General features: G+C 35.6%; 31 protein-coding genes. 28 read left to right on the top strand and 3 right to left on the bottom strand.

Features of this window, described 5'->3' with window-relative positions; genetic code table 11:
• Positions 1-4: 4 nt before the first annotated feature.
• The 3 genes from cobS to ACSVDH_RS17065 are packed head-to-tail and all read left to right on the top strand — an operon-like array spanning position 5 to position 1,736.
• Positions 5-778: an adenosylcobinamide-GDP ribazoletransferase gene (gene cobS, locus ACSVDH_RS17075; RefSeq protein ID WP_439251452.1), complete on the top strand. Its 774-nt coding sequence runs from the start codon at positions 5-7 to the stop codon at positions 776-778.
• Complete coding sequence (locus ACSVDH_RS17070; protein ID WP_439251451.1) at positions 730-1,353, top strand: histidine phosphatase family protein; 624 nt, start codon at positions 730-732, stop codon at positions 1,351-1,353. The genes cobS and ACSVDH_RS17070 overlap by 49 nt, the downstream gene beginning before the upstream one ends.
• Positions 1,317-1,736: a bifunctional adenosylcobinamide kinase/adenosylcobinamide-phosphate guanylyltransferase gene (locus ACSVDH_RS17065; RefSeq protein WP_439251558.1), complete on the top strand. Its 420-nt coding sequence runs from the start codon at positions 1,317-1,319 to the stop codon at positions 1,734-1,736. Before ACSVDH_RS17070 ends, ACSVDH_RS17065 begins: the two co-directional genes overlap by 37 nt.
• Positions 1,737-1,787: 51 nt before the next feature.
• Here ACSVDH_RS17065 and ACSVDH_RS17060 read toward each other — a convergent pair whose 3' ends face one another.
• The gene (locus ACSVDH_RS17060) at positions 1,788-2,600 is read right to left on the bottom strand and encodes a metallophosphoesterase (RefSeq protein WP_439251450.1); all 813 of its coding nucleotides are present in this window, start codon (positions 2,598-2,600) and stop codon (positions 1,788-1,790) included.
• Positions 2,601-2,739: 139 nt separating this feature from the next.
• Here ACSVDH_RS17060 and ACSVDH_RS17055 point away from each other — a divergent pair, with 139 nt between their 5' ends.
• The 8 genes from ACSVDH_RS17055 (at position 2,740) to ACSVDH_RS17020 (ending at position 7,801) form a co-directional block, all read left to right on the top strand.
• Positions 2,740-3,861, top strand: a complete 1,122-nt coding sequence (locus ACSVDH_RS17055; RefSeq protein WP_439251448.1) for an MGDG synthase family glycosyltransferase — start codon at positions 2,740-2,742, stop codon at positions 3,859-3,861.
• Positions 3,862-3,948: 87 nt separating this feature from the next.
• Positions 3,949-4,152: a DUF1657 domain-containing protein gene (locus tag ACSVDH_RS17050; RefSeq protein WP_439251447.1), complete on the top strand. Its 204-nt coding sequence runs from the start codon at positions 3,949-3,951 to the stop codon at positions 4,150-4,152.
• A 226-nt stretch (positions 4,153-4,378) separates the two neighbouring features.
• Positions 4,379-4,837 carry a YhcN/YlaJ family sporulation lipoprotein gene (locus ACSVDH_RS17045; protein ID WP_439251446.1) on the top strand — a complete coding sequence of 153 codons (459 nt, stop codon included), beginning with the start codon at positions 4,379-4,381 and terminating at the stop codon, positions 4,835-4,837.
• A 13-nt stretch (positions 4,838-4,850) separates the two neighbouring features.
• Positions 4,851-5,330: a stage V sporulation protein AC gene (gene spoVAC, locus ACSVDH_RS17040; protein WP_439251445.1), complete on the top strand. Its 480-nt coding sequence runs from the start codon at positions 4,851-4,853 to the stop codon at positions 5,328-5,330.
• Complete coding sequence (gene spoVAD / locus ACSVDH_RS17035; protein WP_439251444.1) at positions 5,330-6,340, top strand: stage V sporulation protein AD; 1,011 nt, start codon at positions 5,330-5,332, stop codon at positions 6,338-6,340. The genes spoVAC and spoVAD overlap by 1 nt, the downstream gene beginning before the upstream one ends.
• Before the next feature lie 2 nt (positions 6,341-6,342).
• Complete coding sequence (gene spoVAE / locus ACSVDH_RS17030) at positions 6,343-6,693, top strand: stage V sporulation protein AE (RefSeq protein WP_299088564.1); 351 nt, start codon at positions 6,343-6,345, stop codon at positions 6,691-6,693.
• Positions 6,694-6,712: 19 nt separating this feature from the next.
• On the top strand, positions 6,713-6,919 hold the full coding sequence (locus ACSVDH_RS17025; RefSeq protein WP_299088384.1) for a DUF1657 domain-containing protein: 207 nt from the start codon (positions 6,713-6,715) through the stop codon (positions 6,917-6,919).
• Positions 6,920-6,940: 21 nt separating this feature from the next.
• The gene (locus tag ACSVDH_RS17020) at positions 6,941-7,801 is read left to right on the top strand and encodes a DUF421 domain-containing protein (protein WP_439251443.1); all 861 of its coding nucleotides are present in this window, start codon (positions 6,941-6,943) and stop codon (positions 7,799-7,801) included.
• A 26-nt stretch (positions 7,802-7,827) separates the two neighbouring features.
• Here ACSVDH_RS17020 and ACSVDH_RS17015 read toward each other — a convergent pair whose 3' ends face one another.
• Positions 7,828-8,556 (bottom strand): endonuclease/exonuclease/phosphatase family protein, encoded by a 729-nt coding sequence (locus ACSVDH_RS17015; protein ID WP_439251442.1) that lies wholly within the window; start codon positions 8,554-8,556, stop codon positions 7,828-7,830.
• A 225-nt stretch (positions 8,557-8,781) separates the two neighbouring features.
• A complete protein-coding gene (locus ACSVDH_RS17010; RefSeq protein ID WP_439251441.1) occupies positions 8,782-9,330 on the bottom strand; it encodes a YkoP family protein in 549 nt (182 codons plus the stop codon).
• Positions 9,331-9,438: 108 nt separating this feature from the next.
• On the opposite strand from ACSVDH_RS17010, the gene ACSVDH_RS17005 reads away from it, so the two are divergent.
• From ACSVDH_RS17005 to ACSVDH_RS16925, 17 genes are all read left to right on the top strand, one after another.
• Positions 9,439-10,908: an alkaline phosphatase family protein gene (locus ACSVDH_RS17005; protein WP_439251440.1), complete on the top strand. Its 1,470-nt coding sequence runs from the start codon at positions 9,439-9,441 to the stop codon at positions 10,906-10,908.
• A gap of 182 nt (positions 10,909-11,090) precedes the next feature.
• Complete coding sequence (locus ACSVDH_RS17000) at positions 11,091-11,390, top strand: hypothetical protein (RefSeq protein WP_439251439.1); 300 nt, start codon at positions 11,091-11,093, stop codon at positions 11,388-11,390.
• A 144-nt stretch (positions 11,391-11,534) separates the two neighbouring features.
• Positions 11,535-11,843, top strand: a complete 309-nt coding sequence (locus ACSVDH_RS16995) for a hypothetical protein (RefSeq protein WP_439251438.1) — start codon at positions 11,535-11,537, stop codon at positions 11,841-11,843.
• Between the two features lie 505 nt (positions 11,844-12,348).
• Complete coding sequence (locus ACSVDH_RS16990) at positions 12,349-13,143, top strand: peptidoglycan-binding protein (protein WP_439251437.1); 795 nt, start codon at positions 12,349-12,351, stop codon at positions 13,141-13,143.
• Between the two features lie 244 nt (positions 13,144-13,387).
• The gene (locus ACSVDH_RS16985) at positions 13,388-14,278 is read left to right on the top strand and encodes a sulfite exporter TauE/SafE family protein (protein ID WP_439251436.1); all 891 of its coding nucleotides are present in this window, start codon (positions 13,388-13,390) and stop codon (positions 14,276-14,278) included.
• Positions 14,279-14,407: 129 nt separating this feature from the next.
• Entirely contained in the window at positions 14,408-14,953 is a 546-nt protein-coding gene (gene ssuE / locus ACSVDH_RS16980; protein ID WP_439251435.1) for an NADPH-dependent FMN reductase, read from the top strand.
• Between the two features lie 123 nt (positions 14,954-15,076).
• The gene (locus ACSVDH_RS16975; protein ID WP_299095607.1) at positions 15,077-15,241 is read left to right on the top strand and encodes a Fur-regulated basic protein FbpA; all 165 of its coding nucleotides are present in this window, start codon (positions 15,077-15,079) and stop codon (positions 15,239-15,241) included.
• 166 nt (positions 15,242-15,407) lie between these two features.
• A complete protein-coding gene (locus ACSVDH_RS16970; RefSeq protein ID WP_439251434.1) occupies positions 15,408-15,779 on the top strand; it encodes a hypothetical protein in 372 nt (123 codons plus the stop codon).
• Between the two features lie 760 nt (positions 15,780-16,539).
• Positions 16,540-16,728 (top strand): YezD family protein, encoded by a 189-nt coding sequence (locus tag ACSVDH_RS16965; protein ID WP_299095603.1) that lies wholly within the window; start codon positions 16,540-16,542, stop codon positions 16,726-16,728.
• 251 nt (positions 16,729-16,979) lie between these two features.
• On the top strand, positions 16,980-17,618 hold the full coding sequence (locus tag ACSVDH_RS16960) for a class I SAM-dependent methyltransferase (protein ID WP_439251433.1): 639 nt from the start codon (positions 16,980-16,982) through the stop codon (positions 17,616-17,618).
• A gap of 60 nt (positions 17,619-17,678) precedes the next feature.
• Positions 17,679-18,602 (top strand): PLP-dependent cysteine synthase family protein, encoded by a 924-nt coding sequence (locus ACSVDH_RS16955; protein ID WP_439251432.1) that lies wholly within the window; start codon positions 17,679-17,681, stop codon positions 18,600-18,602.
• A 1-nt stretch (position 18,603) separates the two neighbouring features.
• A complete protein-coding gene (locus ACSVDH_RS16950; RefSeq protein ID WP_439251431.1) occupies positions 18,604-19,743 on the top strand; it encodes a bifunctional cystathionine gamma-lyase/homocysteine desulfhydrase in 1,140 nt (379 codons plus the stop codon).
• 390 nt (positions 19,744-20,133) lie between these two features.
• Positions 20,134-20,901 carry an IclR family transcriptional regulator gene (locus ACSVDH_RS16945; RefSeq protein ID WP_439251430.1) on the top strand — a complete coding sequence of 256 codons (768 nt, stop codon included), beginning with the start codon at positions 20,134-20,136 and terminating at the stop codon, positions 20,899-20,901.
• A 64-nt stretch (positions 20,902-20,965) separates the two neighbouring features.
• Entirely contained in the window at positions 20,966-21,865 is a 900-nt protein-coding gene (locus ACSVDH_RS16940; RefSeq protein ID WP_439251429.1) for a fumarylacetoacetate hydrolase family protein, read from the top strand.
• Between the two features lie 55 nt (positions 21,866-21,920).
• The gene (gene gucD / locus ACSVDH_RS16935) at positions 21,921-23,390 is read left to right on the top strand and encodes an alpha-ketoglutaric semialdehyde dehydrogenase GucD (RefSeq protein WP_439251428.1); all 1,470 of its coding nucleotides are present in this window, start codon (positions 21,921-21,923) and stop codon (positions 23,388-23,390) included.
• Positions 23,391-23,745: 355 nt separating this feature from the next.
• Entirely contained in the window at positions 23,746-24,066 is a 321-nt protein-coding gene (locus tag ACSVDH_RS16930; RefSeq protein ID WP_439251427.1) for a UxaA family hydrolase, read from the top strand.
• Positions 24,053-25,219: a UxaA family hydrolase gene (locus tag ACSVDH_RS16925; RefSeq protein ID WP_439251557.1), complete on the top strand. Its 1,167-nt coding sequence runs from the start codon at positions 24,053-24,055 to the stop codon at positions 25,217-25,219. The genes ACSVDH_RS16930 and ACSVDH_RS16925 overlap by 14 nt, the downstream gene beginning before the upstream one ends.
• The last annotated feature ends 128 nt before the right edge of the window (positions 25,220-25,347 follow it).

The raw sequence follows: 25,347 nt of genomic DNA, 5'->3' as shown, positions 1-25,347 counted from the left end.
CAGGATGAAGCATTTCGTTCTTGGAATTATTTTAGCATTACAATTTTTAACCCGTATTCCTATTCCAATTAATTGTCCATGGGAAAAGCAATTTATAAAAGGAGCACTTCAATCTTTTGGTATGATTGGTTTCATTATCGGCGGAATTTTGTCACTGGGCTACACGATTACAGACCCGGTATTTCCTTTATGGATGAGTTCCCTCTTTATTATAACTCTATGGGTGATTTTAACAGGTGGATTGCATTTAGACGGCTTAATGGATGTAGCTGATGCAATCGGATCAAATGCTCCTTATGAGAAAAAGCTGGAAATTATGAAAGATCCTCAAGTTGGTAGTTTTGCGGTGCTTACGGTTATTTTTCATCTCGTATGGAAAGTAGCTCTTTTTTATGTGATCGTTTTACAGTTTAATGTTCAATTTGAGCAGCTTTTTGTGGGTCTAAGCTTGATTGCTGCATGCAGCCGATTAATTCCGCTTTTTTTACTATATTTTGTACCAGTTATGAAGCAAGAGGGGTTAGCTTATTACTGGAAGCAGCACCTTTCCATCCGCGAGGTTATCATTGGAACTGTAGTTGTCATACTTTTTACACTGATTTCACCAAGCATGCTGTTGATTTGCTTTTCATATTTTGTCTATTTCTTCTTCTTCCGAATATGGATCATGAAAAACTTTAAAGGAATTAACGGAGATATACTAGGTGCTTCAATTGAAGGAGGGGAATTATGGGGACTTTTCATTCTATGGATGTATACTTTGTTCGTCATGGGATAACGAGATGGAATCTTGAAAAAAGATATATGGGTCATTCAGATGAACCTTTATTAGAGCAAGAGCTTCATACATTAAATCAACTGCGAAGAGCACTTGAAAGCATTGATTTTGATTTTTATTATTGTAGTGATCTTAAGAGATGTCTAGAAACGTTTCGGTATTTACTTCCAAATAAGCTAGTTTGTTTAGATTCCAGGCTAAGGGAAATTCATTTTGGCGAATGGGAAGGCTTAACTTATGAAGATCTTAAAGGAGATCACATTTATCAGGCATGGTTAGCAGATTTTGAAAAGAATGTACCGCCAAAAGGAGAAACATTGCAGCAATTTACTAGCAGAATTAATACTTTTCTTGCAGAATTACAATCACGACAAACCGTGTCAAATACCAAAACATTGATCGTAACACACGGCGGGGTTATTCGCGCAATAATGAAAAACTTGGATTTAATCAGTACTTTTTGGGATATACAAATTAACCATGGAACAGCCTATTGTCTGCCATTTTATCATCAAAGGGGGGAATGGATTTGCAACTCGTGGTCGGAGGTGCCTATTCAGGAAAAAGAAAGTTAATAAGAGATCATTATGATGAAATAACTTGGCATAGTGCTTATCAAAATGATCTGTTACTTGATTGGAAGATAAAATTCAGCTCAAGCTCAATGCTAGTATTAGAAGGGTGGGAAGTGTGGATTAAGAATGAATTAAAATTATACTCCACTCTTGATGATGCAAAAGATCATTTTTATGAACTAATTGATGAAATTTGCGAGTTAGAGAAGAGGTACGAAAAATCTGTTATTTTCATAATATTGGAAATGGGGAGAGGGATTGTACCATTAAATGAAGAGGATAGGAACATCCGTGATATAGCTGGTTGGGTGCTGCAGTATGCTGCAAGCAAGGCCGATTCAGTGCAATATTGTTGGCACGGTTTAGTAAAAACCATTAAATAAACCCCCTAAAACGAAGTGGGGGTTTAACTTTATCTTGAAACGTTCTAATATTTATGAAAGGTTATGAATGGTAATTTCAGGACGACTTCCAATCCGAATATTTACCCCGGTTTGTCCGAGCCCCTCACTTATATAAAAAGGTTTATCATTATGATAATGTAATCCTTTCACCATTTTCATCCGAACTAATTTTCCCATTTTGATTAAGTGATATGGCTTAGGCCAATGGATTTGTCCCCCATGAAAATGGCCTGACAAAAGGTAGTCAAAATGAAAATCTTTCATTTCCAACACAATGTTCGGATCATGTGTCAATACTAAATTATAGCCGTTTTGTAACCCTTTATATGATTTAAGAAGGTTGCTTCTTTTCGTACTGTAATCATCAATTCCAATGATATTAAGTTTTTTTCCTTCCACCTCGATTGTAAGATGTTCATTTTGCAATGTTTTACAACCGTTTTCTTCGATCGTTTCCTTTAAACGTTGAAAATTCTTCCCTTTTAAGACGTAATCGTGATTTCCGAACACCGCATACATTCCAAACCTAGGTTGAATATTTCTTAAGACTTCTAAATAAGGAATCAGCTTAGGAATACTTCGTTTACGATCTAAAAAATCTCCTGTAAGGGCAATTAAGTCAATTGGATCATTTTCAACTAGTTTTTGGAGTTCTTGAGGCGAAATTGAAATGTTTTCTAAATGCAAGTCTGATAGATGTAGAATCCTTAGTTGCCTGTTTAAAAATTTTCCCTCTTCTTCAAGAGATATATTTTTGATCGCAATATCTTTAGTATTGTTATTTGCTTTATATAAAACAGGAATGATGATGATTAATAGTATAACTAGTAATAAAAAAATCAAAATTATCTCCTCCTATATAAAAGTATAGTAGGAGAGTTAAGGTAAGAATAGTGGGAAGTAATGGTTACCTTCGTAACCATTAATAATTTTTTATAAAAGAAAGAAACTATAAGTAAAAATCTAGAACTGAGGGTAGGGTATGCCAAAAATTTTATTAATGCCTTTATTAAGAATGTCTTCGGGACATCATCAAGTCGCTGACAGTATTATGGAATCCTTAAAAGAAGGTAATTTGGAATTGGAATTTCAAAAAGTGGAACTATTATCGTATAGTTTGGGGTTTTTAGAGACGATTATTACTGGAACGTACCTAAAATCGATAAAGGTATGTCCTGCTCTCTACAGCTGGTTATATCGTAAAGTTTCTTTCAATGATATATATAAAACGAAAAGATACATACTATATGAAATACTTTTTCTCAGATCTATAAAAAAGGTACTTAATGAGAGTAATCCAGATTTAATTATATGCACTCATGCACTCCCTTCATATTTGCTAAATAAACTGAAACAGCAATCAGGCCAACGCGTTCCAGTTATTAATGTTTATACTGACTTTTTTGTTAATCAACTTTGGGGTTTGTCTCATATTGATTATCATTTTGCTCCTACTCAAGAAGTAAAACAATTCCTTTGTAGTCAAGGAGTGGAGTACAATCAAATCCATGTAACCGGAATTCCTGTCCATCCCTCTTATTCAAAGAATGAATCAAAACAAAAAACAAATGAACAAAACGACATACATTTACTTATTTCCGGCGGAAGTCTTGGTACAGGAAACATAAAAAAATTGTTAAAAAACCTAAAACCTTCAGGGAAGATTCATTATAAGGTCCTATGTGGAAAAAATAAAAAGTTGTTTCAATTTGTACAATCAATTAACAGCCCCAATATTACCCCACTACCCTATATAACATGTAAAAATGAAATGAATGCACTTTATTCCAATTCTTCCGGGATCATAACGAAACCTGGAGGAGTGACTATTAGTGAAACATTAAGAAAAAAATTACCAATTTTTATTTACTCTGTCTTACCTGGTCAAGAAGAAATAAATTTACGAAATTTAAAAAATAATGAGCTTGTTTTTCTGCTGGAAAATGACCACAAAGATTTAGAAAATCAAATCTTGGATTACTTAACTTCCCAAACCTGTATGAATCGGCATCGAAAACAGGTGAACATGTATTTAAACTCAATAGAAAATGAGGTTTTATCAGAAACTTTAGTAAAAATACTTACGAATAAACACCATCTATAAAAACCAATTATTAGAAAAAAATTGAATAAATTTTTCAATATTAAGCATTCTATAGTTGTGCTTAACCAAATTTTAGGAGTGATAACAATGACGGTGGTAAATCAAGTAAAAACAACATTAGCAGGGTTAAAAAGCGCACAAGCTAATTTTGAAACATTTGCTTTAGGAACAGAAAATAAACAAGCTAAGACTTTATACGAGAATGCAGCAAAGCAAACACAGTCGGTTATTGATAGTATCGAACCTCGCCTTCGAGAGATCGAACAAGAAGAACCACAATATAAACAGTAAATGATTGATCAAGGGGTTGGTTTTAAACCAACCTTTTTTCAAAAGTTTAAGAAAGTATAAAATTTTGTACTTAGTTTTAATGTCTAGCTCCAGGCGCCATCGGCTCTAGGGTCTAGTCAAATAGGAATTGAAGGTAAAGAACACCTTCTATTCCTATTCGCCTTATGCTTGTCGCCGAATGCTAAGCGCCTTGCGCTTTTCTTAAATGAAGAATGAGGTGTTTCAAATGAAACATGGCAGAACAATAATGACTAACATTTTATTTGTCTTAATCATAGTTGGATCAGGGTGTAATGGTGCAAATATTGATAATGAAAATAATGAACAAAACATAAAAAATGTTACAAGTGAATCTAAGAATATGAGTGTTTCAAATCAAGTTAAACAATTATTTATGAAGCAAAAAGAGGTTAGTGATGTCAAAGTGGTCAATTTTGACAAAGATCTATTTATAGCTGCAGAAATTAAACAAATGGAACGATTTCGTATTAAAGAAATTGAAAATAAATTAAAAAAATTAGCGGAAGATCATTTTCCAAATTATCATGTGACCCTATCAACCGACAAAAAAATATTACTGGAACTCAATGAGTTAGAAAAGCAAGTCAACGAAACAAATATCAGTAAAAAGAAACTTGAAAAAGAACTAAATAGAATCAAAAGTCTTTCAGAGGAACTTACATAAAGAAGGTGAATGAATGTCAAATAACAAAAAGAAAAACTTAACTCCTGTTCAGCAGGAATACCAATCATTTCAAAAAGAACGCGAGGTAAAGCGCCCAATTGTAAGAAATTGTATAAAGGCATTTTTTGTTGGCGGGGCTATATGTTTAGTTGGACAAGCGATTCAAACTTTTTTTATCTATAATTTCGACTTCACTGAACAAACTGCCGGAAATCCTACCGTCGCAGTTATGATTTTTCTCTCAATGCTCTTAACGGGCTTTGGTGTATATGATCGCCTTGCTCAATTTGGTGGTGCTGGTTCAGCGGTTCCAGTTACCGGGTTTGGAAACGCAGTAATTTCAGCAGCAATTGAACATAGAACGGAAGGTTATGTCCTTGGTGTTGGTGGAAATATGTTTAAATTAGCAGGATCAGTTATTATGTTTGGTGTGTTTTCGGCATTTGTGATTGCGACCATTAAAACAATTTGGATCGGGTTGGGTGGTTTGTAATGTTAAGCGGACATAACACGTGGCTGTTTAAAAATGAACCAGTTATTATTTCAACTGGAACAGTTGGAGGACCTTTTGAAGCACGAGGAAAAATACCGGAAGACTTTGATTTATTACATGATGATATTTGGTTAAGGCAAGACTCATTTGAAAAAGCTCAAAAAGTCCTAATTGAGGAAGCTTGCCAAAAGGCAATGGAAAAAGCAGAGGTTCAACAAGAAGATGTTCAATTTTTTCTTGGGGGAGATTTGATCAATCAAATTACTCCTACTAGTTTTGCGATAAAAACATTTGGCGTCCCTTATTTAGGTTTATTCGGTGCTTGTTCAACTTCTATGGAAGGGTTGGCACTGGGAGCGTTTATTGTAAATAATAGAGGATCAACATGCTTAATGACAGGTGCTTCAAGTCATAATGCTGCTACAGAAAAGCAATTTCGATACCCTACTGAATATGGAGGGCAAAAACCGCCGACATCACAATGGACCGTGACTGGTGCTGGTGTTGCCATTTTAAAGAATGAGGGTGAAGGTCCAAAAGTTACTTCTGCTACGATTGGCCGCGTCATTGATATGGGATTAACCGATCCTTTTAACATGGGTGGAGCAATGGCTCCCGCGGCTGTGGATACGATTGAAACTCACCTAAAAGAACGAGGAGTGGATTTGTCGTATTATGATTTAATTGTAACAGGTGACCTTGGACACATTGGTCGTGAAGTTGCCCTCGACCTTCTGAAAAAGCATGGATTTTCAATTAAAGAAGAACAATTTCAGGATTGCGGACTGATGATTTACCGAGAAGGACAACCGGTTCTATCTGGTGCCAGTGGTGCAGGATGTTCTGCAACTGTTGTATATGGCCATTTGCTTAATCGGATGAAAAAGGGCGAATTTAATAAGTTACTCGTTGTTGCTACTGGTGCATTATTATCGCCTCTAACATTCCAGCAAAATGAAACAATTCCTTGCATTGCACATGCAGTTTCGATTGAGTTAGGAGGCTTATGATGATGATTTTCTTTTGGGCATTTATCATAGGCGGCTTAATTTGTGTGATAGGTCAAATCATGTTTGATGTTTTTAAACTAACGCCTGCACATACATTAAGTACGTTAGTTGTAGTTGGAGCTATTTTAGATGGCTTTAATTTATATGAACCTTTGATCGCATTTGCTGGAGCAGGTGCAACGATTCCAATTACAAGCTTTGGAAATTCTTTAGTGCATGGTGCCATGCAGGAGGCAGAGCAACATGGACTTGTAGGGGTCATAACCGGGATGTTTGAAGTAACTAGCTCAGGGATATCCGCAGCAATTATTTTTGGTCTGATAGGAGCCTTAATCTTTAAACCTAAAGGATAATGCAAGGAGGTTTGTTTTTATGACCGTTGGATCACAAGTAAAACAATGTTTATCGACCTTGAAAAGCATTGAGGCAAGCTTATCAAGTCTTGCAATTACCTCACAAGATGAGGAGGCAAAAAAAGTTTTTCATGAAATGATGATGAAAATGGAGGAAGTGAAAGAGGATGTAAAAATGCGTGTTGGACAATTGGAACGGGAAGAATACCAATACAAAGGATTTTAATCTTGCAAGAGGTGATAATCGATGCCTGAATGGATAGATGTTATCTTAAGATCTTTTCTCTTTTTAGCCGTGTTGTTTTTAATTACGAAAATTTTAGGGAAAAAACAGTTAACAGAGTTATCTTTTTTTGAATATGTGACTGGTATTACAATTGGAAGCATTGCTGGGGAAGTGATAATGGGACTTGATGGGAATATGTGGAATGGCGTGGTCTCCATTTTCATTTTTGGTTCGGTTCCGTTCATAGTAGGGATACTTTCTCTAAAAAGCAAAAGATTCAGAGACTTAGTTGAAGGAAAAGGAACAATCTTTATTAAAGACGGCAAAGTGATGGAAGATAATTTAAAAAAAGAAAGATATACAGCTGATGAATTACTTGAACTTCTCCGTAGGAAAAATGTATTCCAAGTTGCAGATGTTGAATTTGCTGTTTTAGAACCCACGGGTGATTTAAGTGTTCTTTTAAAAAAAGAAAATCGTCCTGTTACAGCTAAAGATCTTGGAATGACTGCTATTAATGAAAAAGAACCTCAAACGGTTATAATGGACGGAGAAGTGTTAGACGAACCGCTTGCAAACGCCGGAAGAAACAGACGTTGGCTTGAAACCGAGTTGGACAAATTGAATGTAAGCATTGAAAATGTATATTTAGCTCAGGTAGACACTTATGGGCAGTTAACAGTTGATTTATTTGATGACAAGCTAAAAGTACCCACACCTCAAGAAAAACCATTGCTGTTAGCAATGATAAAAAAATGTCAAGCGGATCTGGAATTATTCTCTTTGGCTACAGATTCTAAGGAAACGAAGCAAATGTATCATAAAAATGCTATGAAAGTAGATGAAGTATTAATTAAATTGACACCATACCTTAAGAATTAGAACAGCTGTAATAAATCATAAAGGTATTAATGGCAAGATATTGTTGCTTTTAACGGCAAATGATCAGAAGAGTTATGTGTATATGTTATGACTTTTGATTGAACAACTCTTAGTTCAGGACTGACAAAAATGTAATCAAACCTCATTTTTGGATGAGACGATGGATATGTGTAACCTGGTCCCATTCCTGAAACATGCCAAGAATCTTGAACTTTATCCGATAATTTTCTCCACCCTTTTGATCCTGGCTTCATATTCCAATCACCCATCAAAATAATTGGATGGGGATATTTATGAATTTGTTTTATGATAAAATCAGTTTGCTTTCGATGAAGGAAGGGATTAAGGCTTAAATGAGTGACCATTATTTGATATAACTGTTTATCTATTTGAATTGTGGCATCAAGCAATGACCTTCCTTCAATTAGTCCGGGCATATAGTTAAATGAATGGCTTTCTTTTGATACGATAGGAAATCGGGATAGAAGAGCATTCCCATATTGACGCACCTTATTTGTGGTTTTAGATTTAAATGAGAGAGACGGACTAAAAAAGTAGTTTGTATTTAATTGCTTTGCAAGCCACCTTGTCTGATCTTCAAAGAGACTTCGCTTTGAAAAATATTTATCAACTTCATTAAGGCCGATAATATCTGCTTCACTTTTTTCAAGTACTTGAGCAATTCTCGCTAGATTTGCTTCTTTATCAATCCCCACTCCGTGATGAATATTAAAGGTCAAAACATCAATTTCCATAAAACACGATCTCCTTTTATGCTTGGCATTCTAAAAATTACGTATAAATTACCCGATTTTAAACAACCTAATTTTAAAGGAATTTCCAAAAGATTGAAAAACTAAAATTTATTGAAAGCATCTAGAAACAGAATAATCTAGAAGCATTCTTAATAATTCAATCCCTGATGAAAATAAGAGAGAGTTTAACTAAATTGCATAAAAATAAATACATTTTAATTTGTTTTACTTATTTTTATTATATGTCTGTTCGAGTTTTTCCTTTGACATAAATAAATAATAAGGTTCAGGTATTTTAGAGATATTTACTCGTTCTGCAGATAATAAAAAAAGAGGAGCCTGGGTTATCCCTTTTAATAATCTGTAAAGTGAGCTGCTAGGTCGAACAGTCTCAAAACCAAGTTTCTCTGCTCCTTTATGCAGCATCGTGATGCCAATAACTCCCTTAATTTCATTGCTGTTTTTATGGTTGTGAATATATTCTGCAATAAAAGGCATCGAAAAATGTACTTTCTGAAAAATAATTCTGCCTCTTCTTACAGAACATTTGACGCTTTTCAACTCGTTTAAAAGTTTAACATTGTGTAAATGAATTTTTAGCATTTTATCATTTTTATTTATCATTGTTCCGTCACTTAAGACAACAGCTTTTCCTTTATATTTGGTTATTCGTACACGGAAAATATTTGAATGACGATCGATGTATTCTAATCTGGTTAATAGGTAATATAAAGGATCAACTATATTCCAAAATGTAAGCAGATAGCTTCGCATAATTTTTACCTCCTCATTTCAATAATAATTTGGCATTTTTCCTTAGGAATTATAATTGAGAAATTTTCCTATTATCTTTTATGTATTTTTTGAAAGGACGAGATTTCGATGACATTAACCTCACCAGGAAAGAAAAAAATAATAATGATTATAGTTGATACATTAATGGATTTGACTTTACAAGAAGCGTTAAAGAATGGAAAAGCACCCGCACTTCAATTTTTTATTGAAAATGGCTATAAAATTCCAAACATGGTCAGCCCATTTCCAACTATGTCTGTAAATGTAGACAGCTCGTTGCTTACCGGTGTTTACAGTGATAAACATAAAGTACCTGGTTTAGTGTGGTTTAGCAAAAATGAAAATAGAATTATTAATTATGGGGGTAATGTTAGAGAACTCTTTAAACTAGGCTTGAAACAATCGATGGAAGATATTTTTTACAATTTAAATCATAACCATTTAAGCAAAAAGCATAAAACCATTCATGAAATCTTAAAGGATCAAAATTTACAGACTGCGTCTATCAATACTTTAATGTATAGGGGAAGCGAGTCTGTACAAATCACATTTCCTTTTCTTATGTCATTGTTTACAGGAATGAGAAGAAAAATTTTCGCTTATGCTCCCTATTTATTTTCATACGGTGCTATGGCTAAATTATCTTCATCCAAAAGTTACTCTTTTTTTTGGCAGAAATATGGGTTTAATGACAAATTTTCAGCAAAGGAATTGAAATATCTTATCAAACAAGATATGCTTCCTGCCTTTACAATTGCATATTTTCCAGATTTAGATCAGCGAATTCATAAAAAAGGCAGGATGTATAGTAAAGGTATTGAAAAAGTTGACAAGCAACTTCAAGACATTCTTAATACATACTCTACTTGGAAAGATGCATTAACGGATAATACATGGATTATTTTGGGGGATAATGGCCAAGCGTGGATTGAAGATGACCGTAAGAAAGCTTTGATTGATTTAAGAAAACTATTGCAAGCATACAAAATACCAAAATTAAGGGCAAGAATAACTTCATCAGATGAGGTTATTCTATGTGCAAATGAAAGAATGACTTTTATTTATACATTGGATTCTAATCGTGTACCTCTAGAAAAACTTGCAAAGACATTACAAAAGGATGACAGAATTGATATCATAGCTTGGAAAAAGGGTAATAATATTTATGTAATTTCTGGCATTCAAACTGGACAGCTTATCTTTAGTCCTGATGGAAATTATAAGGATGAGTATGGACAAACATGGTTAATAGAAGGTGATCTACAAATATTAGACCTATCAATTATGGAAAAAAACATTAGGTATGGTACATACCCAGATGCCTTGGCAAGACTTTATACAACATTTTTTTCGCATGAAGGGGATTATCTTGTTGTTAATGCAAAGCCGGGATATGAATTTTTAGCCGAATCTTCACCTACTCATGTTGGAGGGGCTAGCCATGGAGGATTGCATGAACAAGATTCACTTGTTCCCATGATTGTAACCGGAACTGATACAAAGCCGAAAAATCCTCGTATCGTAGATTTAAAAGAGTGGCTTTTATCATTAATCTAGGAAAAGCTATGTTAAGTCCATAGTTGATTTTCCACTAATATATCAGAGCCTAGAAAAATAATACACACCGGTATTTACCTTAGCACAAAAAATAAGTAATAAGAAATTACCAACACTATTATCTTTTAATTAAATACAGAATATAAATGTCCTGAAAAAAATACGAATAGGGGGTAATCAAAATGAACAATTTAAATACTCTTTTTTCATTATTAAGTGGAAGAAGAAATGTTCGATTATTTAATTTACTTGGCAATAAGCGTACAAATAACGGCAGTTTGCTTTTATGGTCGTTACTTGGATTAACAGCTCTTGGAGTGATTGGAAGCCGAAATACAAATTGGGGACAAAAAATTCAAGAAGGCTTTAATAACCTTCGAATTAATTCTAAGATACCCTTACAAAATCAAATGAATTTTGCTAATGAATTTGCAGATGAGGTTTTTCCTAATATGGTAAATAAGAACAGTAACAATCAATAGAAACTTTAAAAGGGGCTATCTCAAAAAGGGGATAGTCCCTTCCCATGTTTAAAGTTGCAGATATAGGCAAATGTCTATTCCCATGGACATTAGTGAAACATAGTATATTTTGCATGGACTAAATAATCAAGAAAGGGGATAAAAATGAGTTATTTATATCCATACCACATGTCTTATTATCGACAACAGCATGCTGGCCAGTTTCCGCAATACCCTCAGTCTGAATTGTGGGCAGATCAATTAATCAAAAAACCTTTATACCCTCATTTAAAACAACAAGTATTATCTAGCATTGACCCATTTGTAAAATATGGCTTAAAAGAGGCGAAAGCTACATCATTTGCACATGCATTACAGGAAGTTGCTGCAATGACCTATTTACTTGGTAAAGGAATGGATCCTCATACCGCTTATTTAACAGTTGAATCTTGGGAAACGAATGAAATGTTTTAAAATTTTTGAGTCAGTTAATTATAAGGTAATGTCATACTTTATAAAATTGTGAACTTCACTTCATGATGAACTTGACAAAAAATGAAAGACTCTTTGATTAGAGTTCTTCATTTAAAGGTAAGAAAATATAAAATTTTGTACCTAGTTTTAGTGTCTAGCTCCAGCGCCTAGCCCCTCTAGGGTCTAGCCACTCATGAATAGAAGGCGAAGAACGCCTTCTATTCATGAGTGGCTTATTTGCCCTAGGCTGATCATTGCGCTTACGCTTTTCTTATTTTGTTTGATTGTTGAAATAACACACATTTTAGATATTAATATTGTAAAATTTACAGAAATAAGCCAATTATTGGTGATATTTGTCATTTTTTCCTGTTAAATCTTGACCATGATTTGACATTAATTTCTTTTTATTTAGGTCTTAATTCGTGAAATTTAGTTTTTACCTTAAAAATTCTTTCAAGTCTCCGTATTGTTTTAATGAAATAAACGAGGAGGCTAAGTTGTAATGAAAAAGAAATGGGGATTTACGCTGCTTGCATTCACAAGTATCGGTTTGCTTTTTCCCGAAACAGGTGAAGCGGCATTGGGAGACAGAACATTATCAAAGGGAATGGCACATAGTGATGTAAAAGAATTGCAGGAGTATTTATTAGCAAAAGGAAATTTTCCTTATCATACCGCTACAGGCTATTTTGGTGACATAACGGAGGATGCTGTAAGAGAATTTCAATCAGAGAAACGTATTAAAATAGATGGTATTGCAGGTCCGCAAACAAATGGAAAAATAAAAGTTCTCCGTAAAGGAGATATGGGCAAGCCGGTTATCCAACTTCAACAGCTTTTACAAGCATGGGACTCTTATAGTGGAGCAATTGATGGAATCTATGGCGACGGGACAAAAAATGCTGTTGCTCAATTTCAACGTAAAGTAGGGTTAGCAGTTGATGGTATTGCAGGTCCGCAAACATTTAGTAAATTAAACCAAAAAGCATCTGCTGCCGATCAGTCTGTTAAAGAACTAACTGTTGCGAGTACCGCCTATACTGCATACTGTAGTGGCTGCTCTGGAGTAACAAGAATGGGAGTCGATTTGAAAAAATATCCGGATGGTAAGGTAATTGCTGTCGACCCAAGTGTTATACCTTTAGGATCTACCGTTGAAGTAGAAGGCTATGGAACTGCCATTGCAGCTGATATTGGCGGAGGGATTACAGGAAATGAAATAGATGTCTTTTTCCCAACAGAAAATACGGCACTACAATGGGGAAGAAAAACGGTGAAGGTTAGAGTGCTTGATTAAAAAATGGATACATAACAGTAATGAAAATAAAAAAATGCCTATTGAGCAAAGAATTTTAGATTAACTTCAAATTAATTTTAAAATCGAGTTGACAGGTAGGAATAATAGGATATATAATCTGATTAATTAGTAACGAAATAAAAAGCCGATCGGAAAACCGAAGGCCTAACTCTTTTTCTGCAAAAGGGTTAGGCCTTTTTTATTTCTCTTACTAGCAGATCACAACACAATGAGGTGTATAAAAATGAAAAAGTTAATCATCTTTGCTCTAATTGGTTTATTGGCACAATTTATTGATGGTGCTTTAGGAATGGCCTATGGCGTAACATCATCTTCGCTATTGCTGGCATTCGGCATTGCCCCTGCAGTTGCTTCTGCTTCTGTTCATTTTGCCGAGGTAGTGACGACTGCAGCTTCTGGTGCTTCCCATATTAAATTTGGAAATGTTGACAAACAAACCGTTTATCGACTTATCATCCCGGGATCAATCGGTGCCTTTTTGGGGGCAACCTTTTTAAGTAATTTACCAGGAGATTTGGCAAAACCCTATATTTCTACTTTTCTGTTATTATTAGGTGTTTATGTACTTATAAGATTTCTTTTTAAGTTTCGTCAAATTGAAGGAAAAGAAAGAGTTACCTTATCACGAAAAAAATCAATTCCATTAGGATTAATTGCAGGCTTTGCTGATGCAACAGGAGGGGGAGGATGGGGTCCGATCGCCACACCTGTCTTATTATCACAGAAAGGAATGAGTCCCCGCAAAGTCGTTGGCACAGTTGATACAAGTGAATTTGCTATTGCAGTTTCTGCGACACTAGGCTTTTTGATTTCCTTAGGATGGGAAGAAGTCAATTGGTTATGGGTTGGTGCCTTAATGGTGGGCGGCATTATTGCTGCTCCGATTGCAGCATGGCTCGTTCAAAAAATACACGCTCAATTAATGGGTGTCCTTGTCGGCGGATTTATCATTTTAGTAAATGCAAGAACAATCTTACAAACATGGGTTGAAAATACTGCCGTTTATCCAGCAGTTTATATAGGAATTACGATTCTCTGGATTATAGGTATTGTATATGTGTTATTAAAAATAGGAAACGGTAAAAAAGATCAAAAAATCGAATTAGATTCATAAGCCGACTAGAAAGCTAGAGGCTCTCAGATTATGTGATTCCTATTACGTAAAATGGGAGTCTTTTTGCAGATGCTTTTTGTGATATAGAAAGGAAAACTACTTAAACTATATAAAAAGGAGAGGATTTAATTGGCAAAAGTAGCTATCATTACAGGTGCACCTAATGATCATTCACGTTTAAATGGCATATTAAATTTTGCAATTACTACACTTGGAAAAGAAAAGATTTCCTTTGATATTATTAAAGTTCATACATTGCCAGCAGATGATTTATTAACCGCTAAATTTGATAGTGAGGTAATAATTAATGCTAATAGAATAGTAGAAAAAGCAGAAGGAGTTATTGTTTTAACACCAGTATACAAAGCATCGTATTCCGGGATCTTAAAAACCTATCTTGATTTACTTCCTCAGAAGGGTTTTGAAAACAAGATTGTTCTCCCCCTTGTTTTAGGAGGATCATTTGGTCACCTCTTGGTAATTGAATATGCATTAAATCCCGTCCTATCCTCATTAGGAGCTAAACACATCGTAAATGGCGTATATACAATTGATCATCAAATAGAACGTGTCGATAAAAATCAATTCTCACTTCATGAAGAGGCTCAACAAAGATTAAACAAAGGTCTGGAGTCATTTATCAATACGATAAAAAAAGATGAGATTGTTTATTAACGATATGTTTAGTTATTTTTTGTAAATGATACATGGAACTAAACCAACTGGATAACTAGAGGTTAAATGTACTGTAAGTCTCTTTGATTTAAGAAATACGAATATTAAGGGGAGGTACAATCAATGAGCCAGTTGCGCGAAGCAGTTTTTCGCAGAAAAGAGAAATTAATTCAAAAGCTATTAGCGTTAGGAATTTATAAAAAGGAAGAACACCATTTATATGAATTAACATTATCTGAAATTGAAACAGAATACCTCAATGAAATAAAAAGGAAAAAGCCTAACTGAAAACAAAAGAGCTTGGTTAGAATCATTAAATAAAGTTATGTTCATTCTTTCATTATATAACTTGGATGGATAAGCAGGTCGTTTTCAAGTGGACATGGAAGACCATTTAACCGGGAACAACGCCTACTTTAACTACCTAATAAATCCGGAAGGAGGATATTTTTATATGGCAAAAAATAATTTAAGCATATTTGATATACCTCAGGACAAAAGGAAAAAGAGCTTGCTAGAAAATGAGTATTTGAATTTGCCTGATTTAAGCTTTTATAACAGATGCAAACAGCAATTTCATATAAATAAAGGGGTATACAACACAATTGATAACTGGTTTTATGAATACGGCATTATACATGTCGTTTATAGACGAATTTACATTTTAGCTTTTTTGGGATTTGTAAAAGAAAACAGTCCTGAGTTAGACTCCCATAAATTTATTAGATTTGGCCATGGCGGGCTGACTATGAAACTAAAGGAGTTTACATCCGCCTATTTCCGTTATAAAGAAAATGGTTATACAGATATTTTTTCTATAAAATAATGTGACTAGATGACTAAGGACAGGGCTAAAACAAGAATCGAAAGAGGGAAAATAAAACGAGAAACTTTATTAAGGATCAGCTGCAATAGACCATTTTCAAGGATAGAAAGTATGTCCTTGGAAAAATAAATCACCTCAAAATTCCGACTAAATTGATAAGATAAATCAATGTTATTCAGATGATGATGGTGATGAACAAGCTTATTCCTTATATGTCGAGTTATTTGGAGAAAGGAACTAGAAAATTAAATAATTTCGTTAAAATGAAGCGGCTGTCTCAAAAGGAGTAATCTTTTTGAGACAACCTCTCTCTTTGGTGGAGAATGTTGTACTATCCAAAAAAAGTTGTTCAAAAGAATTTTAAGGAAATTTTTTGTTTTTTGTGGTTGATTTATCCATTAATACATAATATGATTATTGAAAAACAAATATATCCTATCGTAATACTTGGTTTTATACTGTTGCAAACATACTCAAATATATTTCATTATATCATTCTATTATCCATAACAATTTATTAAAAATAATTTAATGTTGACCTAGTTACTCGACATTAAAAGGAAAATGAAATCAATATCTTTGAGGTGATACGTAACTTTGAAGGTCCATTATTACAAAATATAAACCATGTCTGTTAGAACAAGGAATTAATACCACTTTGGTCTTTAGTTAGAAATACCATGGCATATGTACTCGAACACACAACCCGTGAAGATTTACTTCTAAACCATATTTTTTTTTTTGGAAGGGGAGAACCTCATTGTCTACAAAAAATAAGATCGATCAAGAAATCATCGATAAAATTATTTCGCTATTGGAAAATATTGAATATGGGACGGTGCAAATCACTGTCCATGATTCACAGGTAACACAAATCGAGAAAGGCGAGAAATATCGATTTGCCTTAAAGAAAGGCAGTGAGAAGCTAAAACGCATAAATGGTCATTAGTTTTTTACGTGTTTACACATCAGATGTATTTTTCCTTCGAAAGACTAACTTAAATAATACCAATTATTTGAGTTAGTCTTGTTCCTCTTAAACTATATTTTCTTACATAAAATCATTTTTCCAACGCTCACTGAAAAATAAAACGTGACAGTTTTAAAAGGCCATCATCAAACTAAACGAAGAACCGTTTTGTTCATAAAATCATACTATACCTATATGATTAATCAATATACGCTGAATAGGTGATAAATATGGGTAGAGAATTTATTGAACTTTTTGATGAATGGTCAACATCGTATGACAATTCAGTCACAGGAAATGAAATTGAATATCGGGAAGTATTTAAAGACTACGAGCACATTCTTGAGAGAGTTGCAAAGCTTTCGTATGGCCATGTATTAGAGTTTGGTGCAGGGACAGGAAACCTGACGAAAAAATTATTTGCATTAGGATGTAAGGTTACAGCGATTGAACCGTCACACGCAATGAGAATGATAGCTAATGATAAATTAAATGGAAAGGTAAAAATAGTTGATGGTGATTTTTTGCATTTTCCAAAGCCTGAATATGTTGATTCCATTGTAAGTACGTACGCATTTCACCATTTAACAAATGAAGAAAAAGCAATAGCAATTGATGGATTTCAAAGACTATTAAAACCAGGTGGGAAATTGGTATTTGCGGATACGATCTTTACGACTAACGATGATTATAAAAAAGCGATTAAGGAAGCAAAAGCGGCAAAATTCTTAACACTTGCTGAGGATTTACAGAGGGAATACTATACAACCATTCCTTTCATGCAACAAACTCTTGAAATGAATAATTTTCAAGTTACCTTCCATAGATGCAATCGGTTTGTCTGGATTATTGATGCTGTAAAAGTTTAGCATACAAGTAGATTTGATTCTCAGGAAAGTTATAAATCTATAAAAAAGAGGTGTGACTTGATGAAGGTAGTTCACAGCATTCACGAATTAGTCGGTCAGACCCCAATGCTGGAAATAACACAGTTTCCAATTCCTAAAGGAGTAAGGATCTTCGCAAAGTTAGAATTTTTTAATCCTGGCGGAAGTATTAAGGATCGGCTGGGACAAGAACTCCTGAATGAGGCACTAAAAAGTGGTGCACTTAAAGAAGGCGGGACTATTATTGAAGCCACTGCAGGGAATACCGGAATTGGTTTAGCCATGGCAGCAGTAAATAAAGGAATTAACGTGATCTTTTGTGTTCCGAAAAAATTCAGTTTTGAAAAACAAGAATTAATGAGAGCGCTTGGAGCAACCATTATCAATACCCCGACAGAGCTTGGCATGGAGGGAGCGATTGAAAAAGCGAAAGAGTTAAGAAATGACATTCCAGATGCTTATTATGCGAACCAATTTGAAAACCCTATAAACCCAGTTGCTTATTATAAAACATTGGCTCCTGAAATTTGGCAGCAGCTTAATGGAAAGATTGATATTTTAGTAGCTGGTGCTGGTACGGGAGGAACGTTTATGGGAACAGCAAGGTATTTAAAAGAAAGAAATCAGAGGATAAAAACAGTCATTGTTGAACCAAATGGTTCCATCTTAAACGGCGGACCGCCTGGCCCTCACAAAACAGAGGGCATTGGAATGGAATTTCTTCCATCTTATATGGATCGAAGCTACTTCGATTCTATTTATACAATTGATGATAAGGATGCTTTTTCTATGGTTAGACAACTGGCGGTTAAAGAGGGATTGCTTGTTGGGAGCTCTTCCGGGGCTGCATTTTCTGCAGCAATAAAAGAAGCAGAACAAGCAAAAACGGATACCAACATAGTTGTGATTTTTCCTGATTCAAGTGAGAGATATGTAAGCAAAGCCATTTACCAGGGGGGAATGTAGAATGAAGAAAAAGACAAAACTGATTCATGCAGGTATTGTTGGAGACAAACAGACAGGCGCAGTGAGCACACCGATCTATCAAGTAAGCACCTTTAAGCAAGATGGTCCCGGAAATCATCGAGGGTTCGAATATTCTAGAACAGGTAATCCTACAAGGCACGCACTGGAAGAATTGATAAAAGAATTGGAAAATGGGAAGAGAGGATTTGCCTTTAGTTCTGGGATGGCTGCGATGACGGCAATCATGATGTTGTTTAATCATGGAGATCATATTTTACTGACAGATGATGTGTATGGCGGTTCATACCGAGTGATGACGAAGGTGCTAAACCGATTTGGACTTGAGGCAACATTTGTTGATACAAGTGATCTAAACAACTTAAAGAAAGGGATTAAAGAAAACACAAAAGCCCTTTTTCTCGAGTCGCCAACCAATCCATTATTAAAAATCACGGACATAGAAGGTGCAGCAAATATTGCAAGAGCCAATGGTCTATTAACAATCGTAGATAATACCTTTAGTACGCCATACTGGCAAAATCCGTTGGCATTAGGGGCAGATCTTGTCCTTCACAGTGCAACAAAATATTTGGGAGGACACAGTGATGTCGTTGCAGGACTTGTTGTTGTAAATGATGATATTCTGGGTGAGGAGCTTCATTTTATTCAAAACTCTACAGGGGGTGTTCTCGGTCCACAGGATTCCTGGTTATTAATGCGGGGGATTAAGACGTTAGGCATTCGGATGGAAGAACATGAAAAAAATGCTAAGGAAATCGTTGCTTACTTATTAAAACATCATAAAGTTTCAAAGGTATATTATCCAGGAATAGAAACCCATCCGAATTATGTAATCGCAAAAAAGCAAGCTTTAGGCTACGGCGGTATGGTTTCATTTGATGTCGGAAGTGCTGAAAGAGCGAAAAAAATACTGGAAAATGTAAAATTTTTCACTCTGGCTGAAAGCCTTGGAGCTGTTGAAAGCCTTATCTCAATACCAGCTTTCATGACACATGCCTCCATTCCGGCAGAAAGACGAAAAAAACTAGGCATAACAGATGGGTTAATACGAATCTCTGTTGGTTTAGAGGATTCAGAAGACTTAATCGAAGATTTAAAACAAGCATTAGAGGATGCCTGACCAATAACGAAGGTACATCTTTACGCCGGAAATATCCATTTCCGGCCTTTCATTAATTGTTTAAGTCTAGAAATAAAGCAAGTTTGTTGCCGGATTAAGTGTTAAATACAAAGAACATTCTGACAAATGAATTGACTTATGTAAGTGTTTTCAAATATAATGCAAGTGTAGATTATTATAATAAACGACGTTTTATAATGTAAAACAATAAGGCGTTTCTTACCTTAACATTAAGAAAGCGTTGTTAAAAAAGCGCATGATAATAGGAGGTGGTCGACGAGTCAACATAATAAAAAAATATTGACTAGTATACTCCTTTTAATACTTGATGCAAAAAATGTATACAAGATCATCCGTTGAAGGAACGCATGTTTATAAGGGGGTATACCATTGCCTATAATTCAATCTGTCGAAAGAGCATTAACAATATTAGACCTATTTAATGAATATGAAACGGAATTAAAAATAACCGATATAAGTGAACGAATAAAACTACATAAGAGTACCGTTCATTCCCTGCTTAAAACATTACAGGCACATCATTATATAGAACAAAATCCTGAAAATGGGAAGTACCGTTTAGGAATGAAGCTATTTGAGCGTGGTCAGTTTGTTATTCAAAGTATGGACCTTCGACCACTTGCGAAGCCCCATCTTGATAAACTTTCAAAAGAAACGCTGCAAACAGTTCATCTTGTTATTCTTGACGGGAAAGAAGGGGTTTATATTGATAAAGTAGAAGGAGTTACTTCCAGTGCACTTTATTCACGAATTGGCAGAAGAATTCCCATTCATTGCAGTGCGGTTGGAAAAGCGCTGGTAGCCTTTAAATCAAGTGCAGAAATCGAGGAAATTCTGGATGGATATGAATTTGTCAAGCGGACTGACTATACCATCACAGAAAAAGAAAGCTTTCTAAAGGAGCTAGAAGGAGTTCGGGAAAAAGGATATTCGCGCGATCAACAAGAAAATGAACCAGGAGTTAATTGCGTAGCTATTCCGATCTATGATTATTCTAAAAAGGTGATTGCGGCTATCAGCATTTCCAGTCCTTTTTTTCGCTTTAATGAGAAGGAAATCTCCATGCATATCGAGCTATTAAAAAGAGAAGCAAAGGAATTGTCAAAAAAATTAGGGTATGGGTGCATGGATAAATAGGATTTTTACTTTATCCATTTATGAAAACGTAGTTTTATATGATAAAACAAATGGAGGGGTAAACATGAGATTGATCCGTTTTAAAAAAGAAGAACAAGTGATACTTGCAGCAGTAACAAATCAAAATAAACTTTTCTCACTCCCTTATGAAAATGCAGTTGATTTAGTGGAGCATGCTAAAAAGAGAAAATTGTCAGCAGTTGAACTAATTAACGAAATAATTGAAGATAGTCTGCCTTTAAATGATAGGATAGAAGATATACAGCTTCTCGTCCCCATTGAAGCACCAGAGGTTTGGGCATCAGGGGTAACTTATTTAAAAAGCAAGGAAGCCCGCAATTATGAAGCTACAAACGGCAAGCTTGACGTAACGACCTTCTATGATAAAGTTTATGACGCCAAGAGACCGGAAATCTTTTTTAAATCAACAAAAGAACGAACGATTGGTCCAAATGGTGAGCTTTTCCTACGAAGTGATTCAAATTGGCAAATTCCAGAACCGGAATTGGGGCTTGTCATTAATTCTGATGGCGAAATCATCGGATATACAATCGGCAACGACATGAGCTGTCGTGATATTGAAGGTGAAAATCCGCTTTATTTGCCACAAGCAAAAATGTGGTCACGATCCTGTTCTATTGGACCGGCCATTCTTCTGGCAGAAACTGTAGAAGATCCTTATCAATTTGAGATTTTCTGTAGGATTTTTCGAAATGAAGAACAAGTATTTGAAGGGAAGGCAAATACAAATCAGTTAAAACGTAAATTTGATGAACTTGTTAGCTTTTTAAAAAGAGACAATATCATTTTTCCTGGTACGGTTTTACTTACCGGAACTTGTATTGTTCCGCCGAATGAATTTAGCTTAGCAGATGGGGATCGGATTGAAATCGAAATATCTGGTATCGGAGTTTTACGTAACCCAGTGAAAAGTCAAGTTTCAAAAGTAATAACTAGTCATTAGAAGTTGTTTTCCTATTGAAAATATACCACTAAATAAATAGAGGAGGAATGGCAAAATGGCAACGAAGACGGAGGTAAAAACCTATCTTAATTTTGTGAATGGTCAATGGGTGAAAGCATCCAATTCAGAAGTTGATGCAAGTATTAATCCAGCAGATTGTAATGAAGTTGTGGGATATGTACAAAAGTCAACACGTGAGGATTTAAATGAAGCAGTTGCAGCAGCAGCTGAGGCACAAAAGAGCTGGAGAAAGCTCTCAGGGGCAGAGAGGGGAAATTACTTATTTAAAGTAGCCGATATTCTTGAATCACGTATCGATGAAATTGCTGAAACAATGACCCGTGAAATGGGTAAAACTCTTCCAGAGGCTAAAGGAGAAACCGCTCGAGGTGTCGCAATTTTGCGTTATTATGCTGGAGAAGGAATGAGAAAGGTTGGCGATGTGATTCCATCCTCAGATGCAGAAGCGCTTATGTTTACAACTCGGACCCCGCTTGGTGTAGTTGGAGTGATCACACCTTGGAATTTCCCAGTCGCAATTCCAATTTGGAAAATAGCCCCAGCATTAATTTATGGTAATTCAGTTGTATTGAAACCAGCACAGGAGACAGCTGTAACTGCTGCGATGGTGATGGAATGCTTTGAAGTGGCACAACTGCCGAACGGAGTAATCAATATGGTAACAGGTTCAGGAACGGTGATTGGTCAAGGGATTGTAGATCATAGAGGCATCAATGGCATCACCTTTACTGGTTCTGACGCTGTTGGTAAGCTTGTTGGCCAAGGAGCTTTGGCACGCGGAGCTAAATACCAGCTTGAGATGGGTGGTAAAAACCCGGTAATCGTTGCAGATGATGCCGATCTAGATTTAGCAGTAGAAGCTACCATAAGTGGAGGTCTTCGTTCAACTGGACAAAAATGTACAGCAACAAGTCGTGTGATTATCCATCGCGATGTATATGATGTATTTAAAGAAAAGCTTCTTGCAAAAGTCAAAGAAATAAAGGTTGGAAATGGTTTGGAAGAAGGCGTTTGGATGGGTCCATGTGCCAGCGAAAACCAGCTTAAAACCGTGTTATCTTATATCGAAAAAGGGAAGGAAGAAGGTGCCAGGCTGCTTCTTGGGGGAAACCGTTATGTAGATAAGGATGGTGCAAATGGCTTCTTTATTGAACCAACTGTATTTGATGAAGTGGATAACCAGATGACAATTGCCCAAGAAGAGATTTTTGGACCTGTTCTTGCCTTAATTAAGGTGGATTCAATGGAAGAAGCAATAAAAGTCGCGAACGATGTAAAATTTGGTTTAAGCGCATCAATTTTTACAACCAATATTCAAAAAATGCTCCATTTCATTGAAGATATGGATGCCGGTCTTGTGAGAATTAATGCTGAAAGTGCAGGTGTTGAATTGCAAGCACCATTTGGAGGGATGAAACAATCAAGCTCCCATTCCCGCGAACAAGGGCAGGCAGCGATTGAATTTTTCACATCTATAAAAACTGTTTTTGTTAAGGGCTCTTAAATTAGGAAAGGCTGTCTCATTGTCGGATAGGAACGACACATTAAGACAGCCTTTGCTAATTCATCATGATTAATTCACTTTTCCATAAAATTGTTTAGCCCGTGAAAAGTTAAGGTCAATTGTTGTATCATGATCAAATGCATGATAATAAACTTTACTTGATTAACACTTACAATCAAAAATGTAAGCGTTTTTAATGTGATGTCAGTTGGGTTAAGCAATAGAGTAGAAGTTTAATAATTTTGGTGCTGCCACATCACAAGTGTAAAAGCTCAATCATTCATGTTAAAACACAATATTTCATTCTTAAGTAAATTGATGAAAGGTGAAGACCAACAAAGGGAGTTGATAGACTTTGAGTATAGATAGTTATCGAACGATTATAATGAAGCCAATCGATAATGTTGCCGTAGCACTTGAAGATATACCTTCAGGAGCAAAGATAGTGCTAAATGTCACTAAAGAGCGGACTACTAGAATTACGCTTCACAGTAAAATCGCTTTTGGGCATAAATTCGCAGTTACAAACATAAAAAAGGGCTCTGATATTTTAAAGTATGGAGAAGTTATTGGCAGAGCAACAAGGGATATCCAGCAAGGTGAACATGTTCATGTTCATAATCTAGAAGGTACGAGAGGGAGAGGTGACATAGTTGGTACAAATGAAAGAAGCTAAGTTTTTAGGGTATCGACGGCGTGATGGAAAGGCAGGTGTCCGCAATCATGTGTTAATCTTGCCGACCATTACGTGTGCGACACAAACAGCACAAAGAATAACAGAGCTTGTTCATGGCACAGTTACATTCATCCATCAGCATGGATGTGCACAGGTGGGCGTTGATTATGAGCAGACTTTTCGTACATATGTTGGCTTAGGGAAAAACCCAAATGTTTATGGAGTCGTTGTTTTAGGACTTGGCTGTGAAACACATCAGGCCAGAAGTGTTGCTGCAGAAATAGCTAAGTCAGGAAAACCGGTTGTGACGATATCAATTCAGGATCATGGAGGTACATTATCAACAATAGCTGAAGGTGCAAAGGCAGCTGCTAAGCTTGTTCAGGAAGCTTCAGCTCAAGCCAAAGAGTGGTGTGATTTCAGTGAATTAATCATTGGAACTGAATGCGGGGGTTCTGATGCATGTTCAGGATTATCAGCAAACCCAGCTGTTGGTGCAGTAAGCGATATGATTGTTGAAAAAGGTGGTACCTCCATTTTAGCTGAAACAACAGAATTAATTGGGGCAGAACATTTACTAGCAAACCGTGCAGCAAATGACAAGGTGGCAAAACGAGTATATGAAATCATTAATGCTATGGAGAATCGCTCGATTATGATGGGAGTTGATATAAGAACGGGCAACCCAAGTCCGGGGAATATTGCAGGCGGGCTTAGTTCATTAGAAGAAAAGTCGCTTGGTGCAGCAAATAAAGCAGGGAAAAGTATGTTAAAGGAAATTATTGATTATGCTGAGGAACCAACCGAGAAGGGGCTGGTTTGGATGGATACGCCAGGCCATGATATCGAGCAGCTGACAGGGATGGTTGCAGGAGGTGCACAGGTGGTATTGTTTACGAGCGGCAGAGGTACTCCAACAGGTTCACCTATTGCTCCTGTTATTAAAATCTCTACTAACACCCCAATGTTTCAAAGAATGGAAGAAAATATGGACTTAGACGCAGGCACCATTATTGAAGGGAAGGAAACCGTTGAGGAGGTTGGAAAAAGGATTTTTAATGAAATCCGTTTAGTCAGTTCAGGTAAGCTAACAAAATCTGAAATTCTTAAGCAGCATGACTTTGGGATTTGGAGGATTGGCCCTACGTTTTGATAAGTGGTTAAGAAGCAGAGTTGAAACAATTTGTAAGTGATTTACAAAGCTGTTTGTTTGAAAAAATAGGTTAGTATGTAAGATGGCTTTAATAAGCTCCAAATATTCCTGCTTTATATTAATTGCAA

This window comes from Metabacillus sp. Hm71 (assembly GCF_051842955.2).
Taxonomy (GTDB): domain Bacteria; phylum Bacillota; class Bacilli; order Bacillales; family Bacillaceae; genus Metabacillus.
The sequence above is the reverse complement of the archived record's forward strand: the minus strand, read 5'-3'. Positions and strand labels throughout refer to the sequence as shown.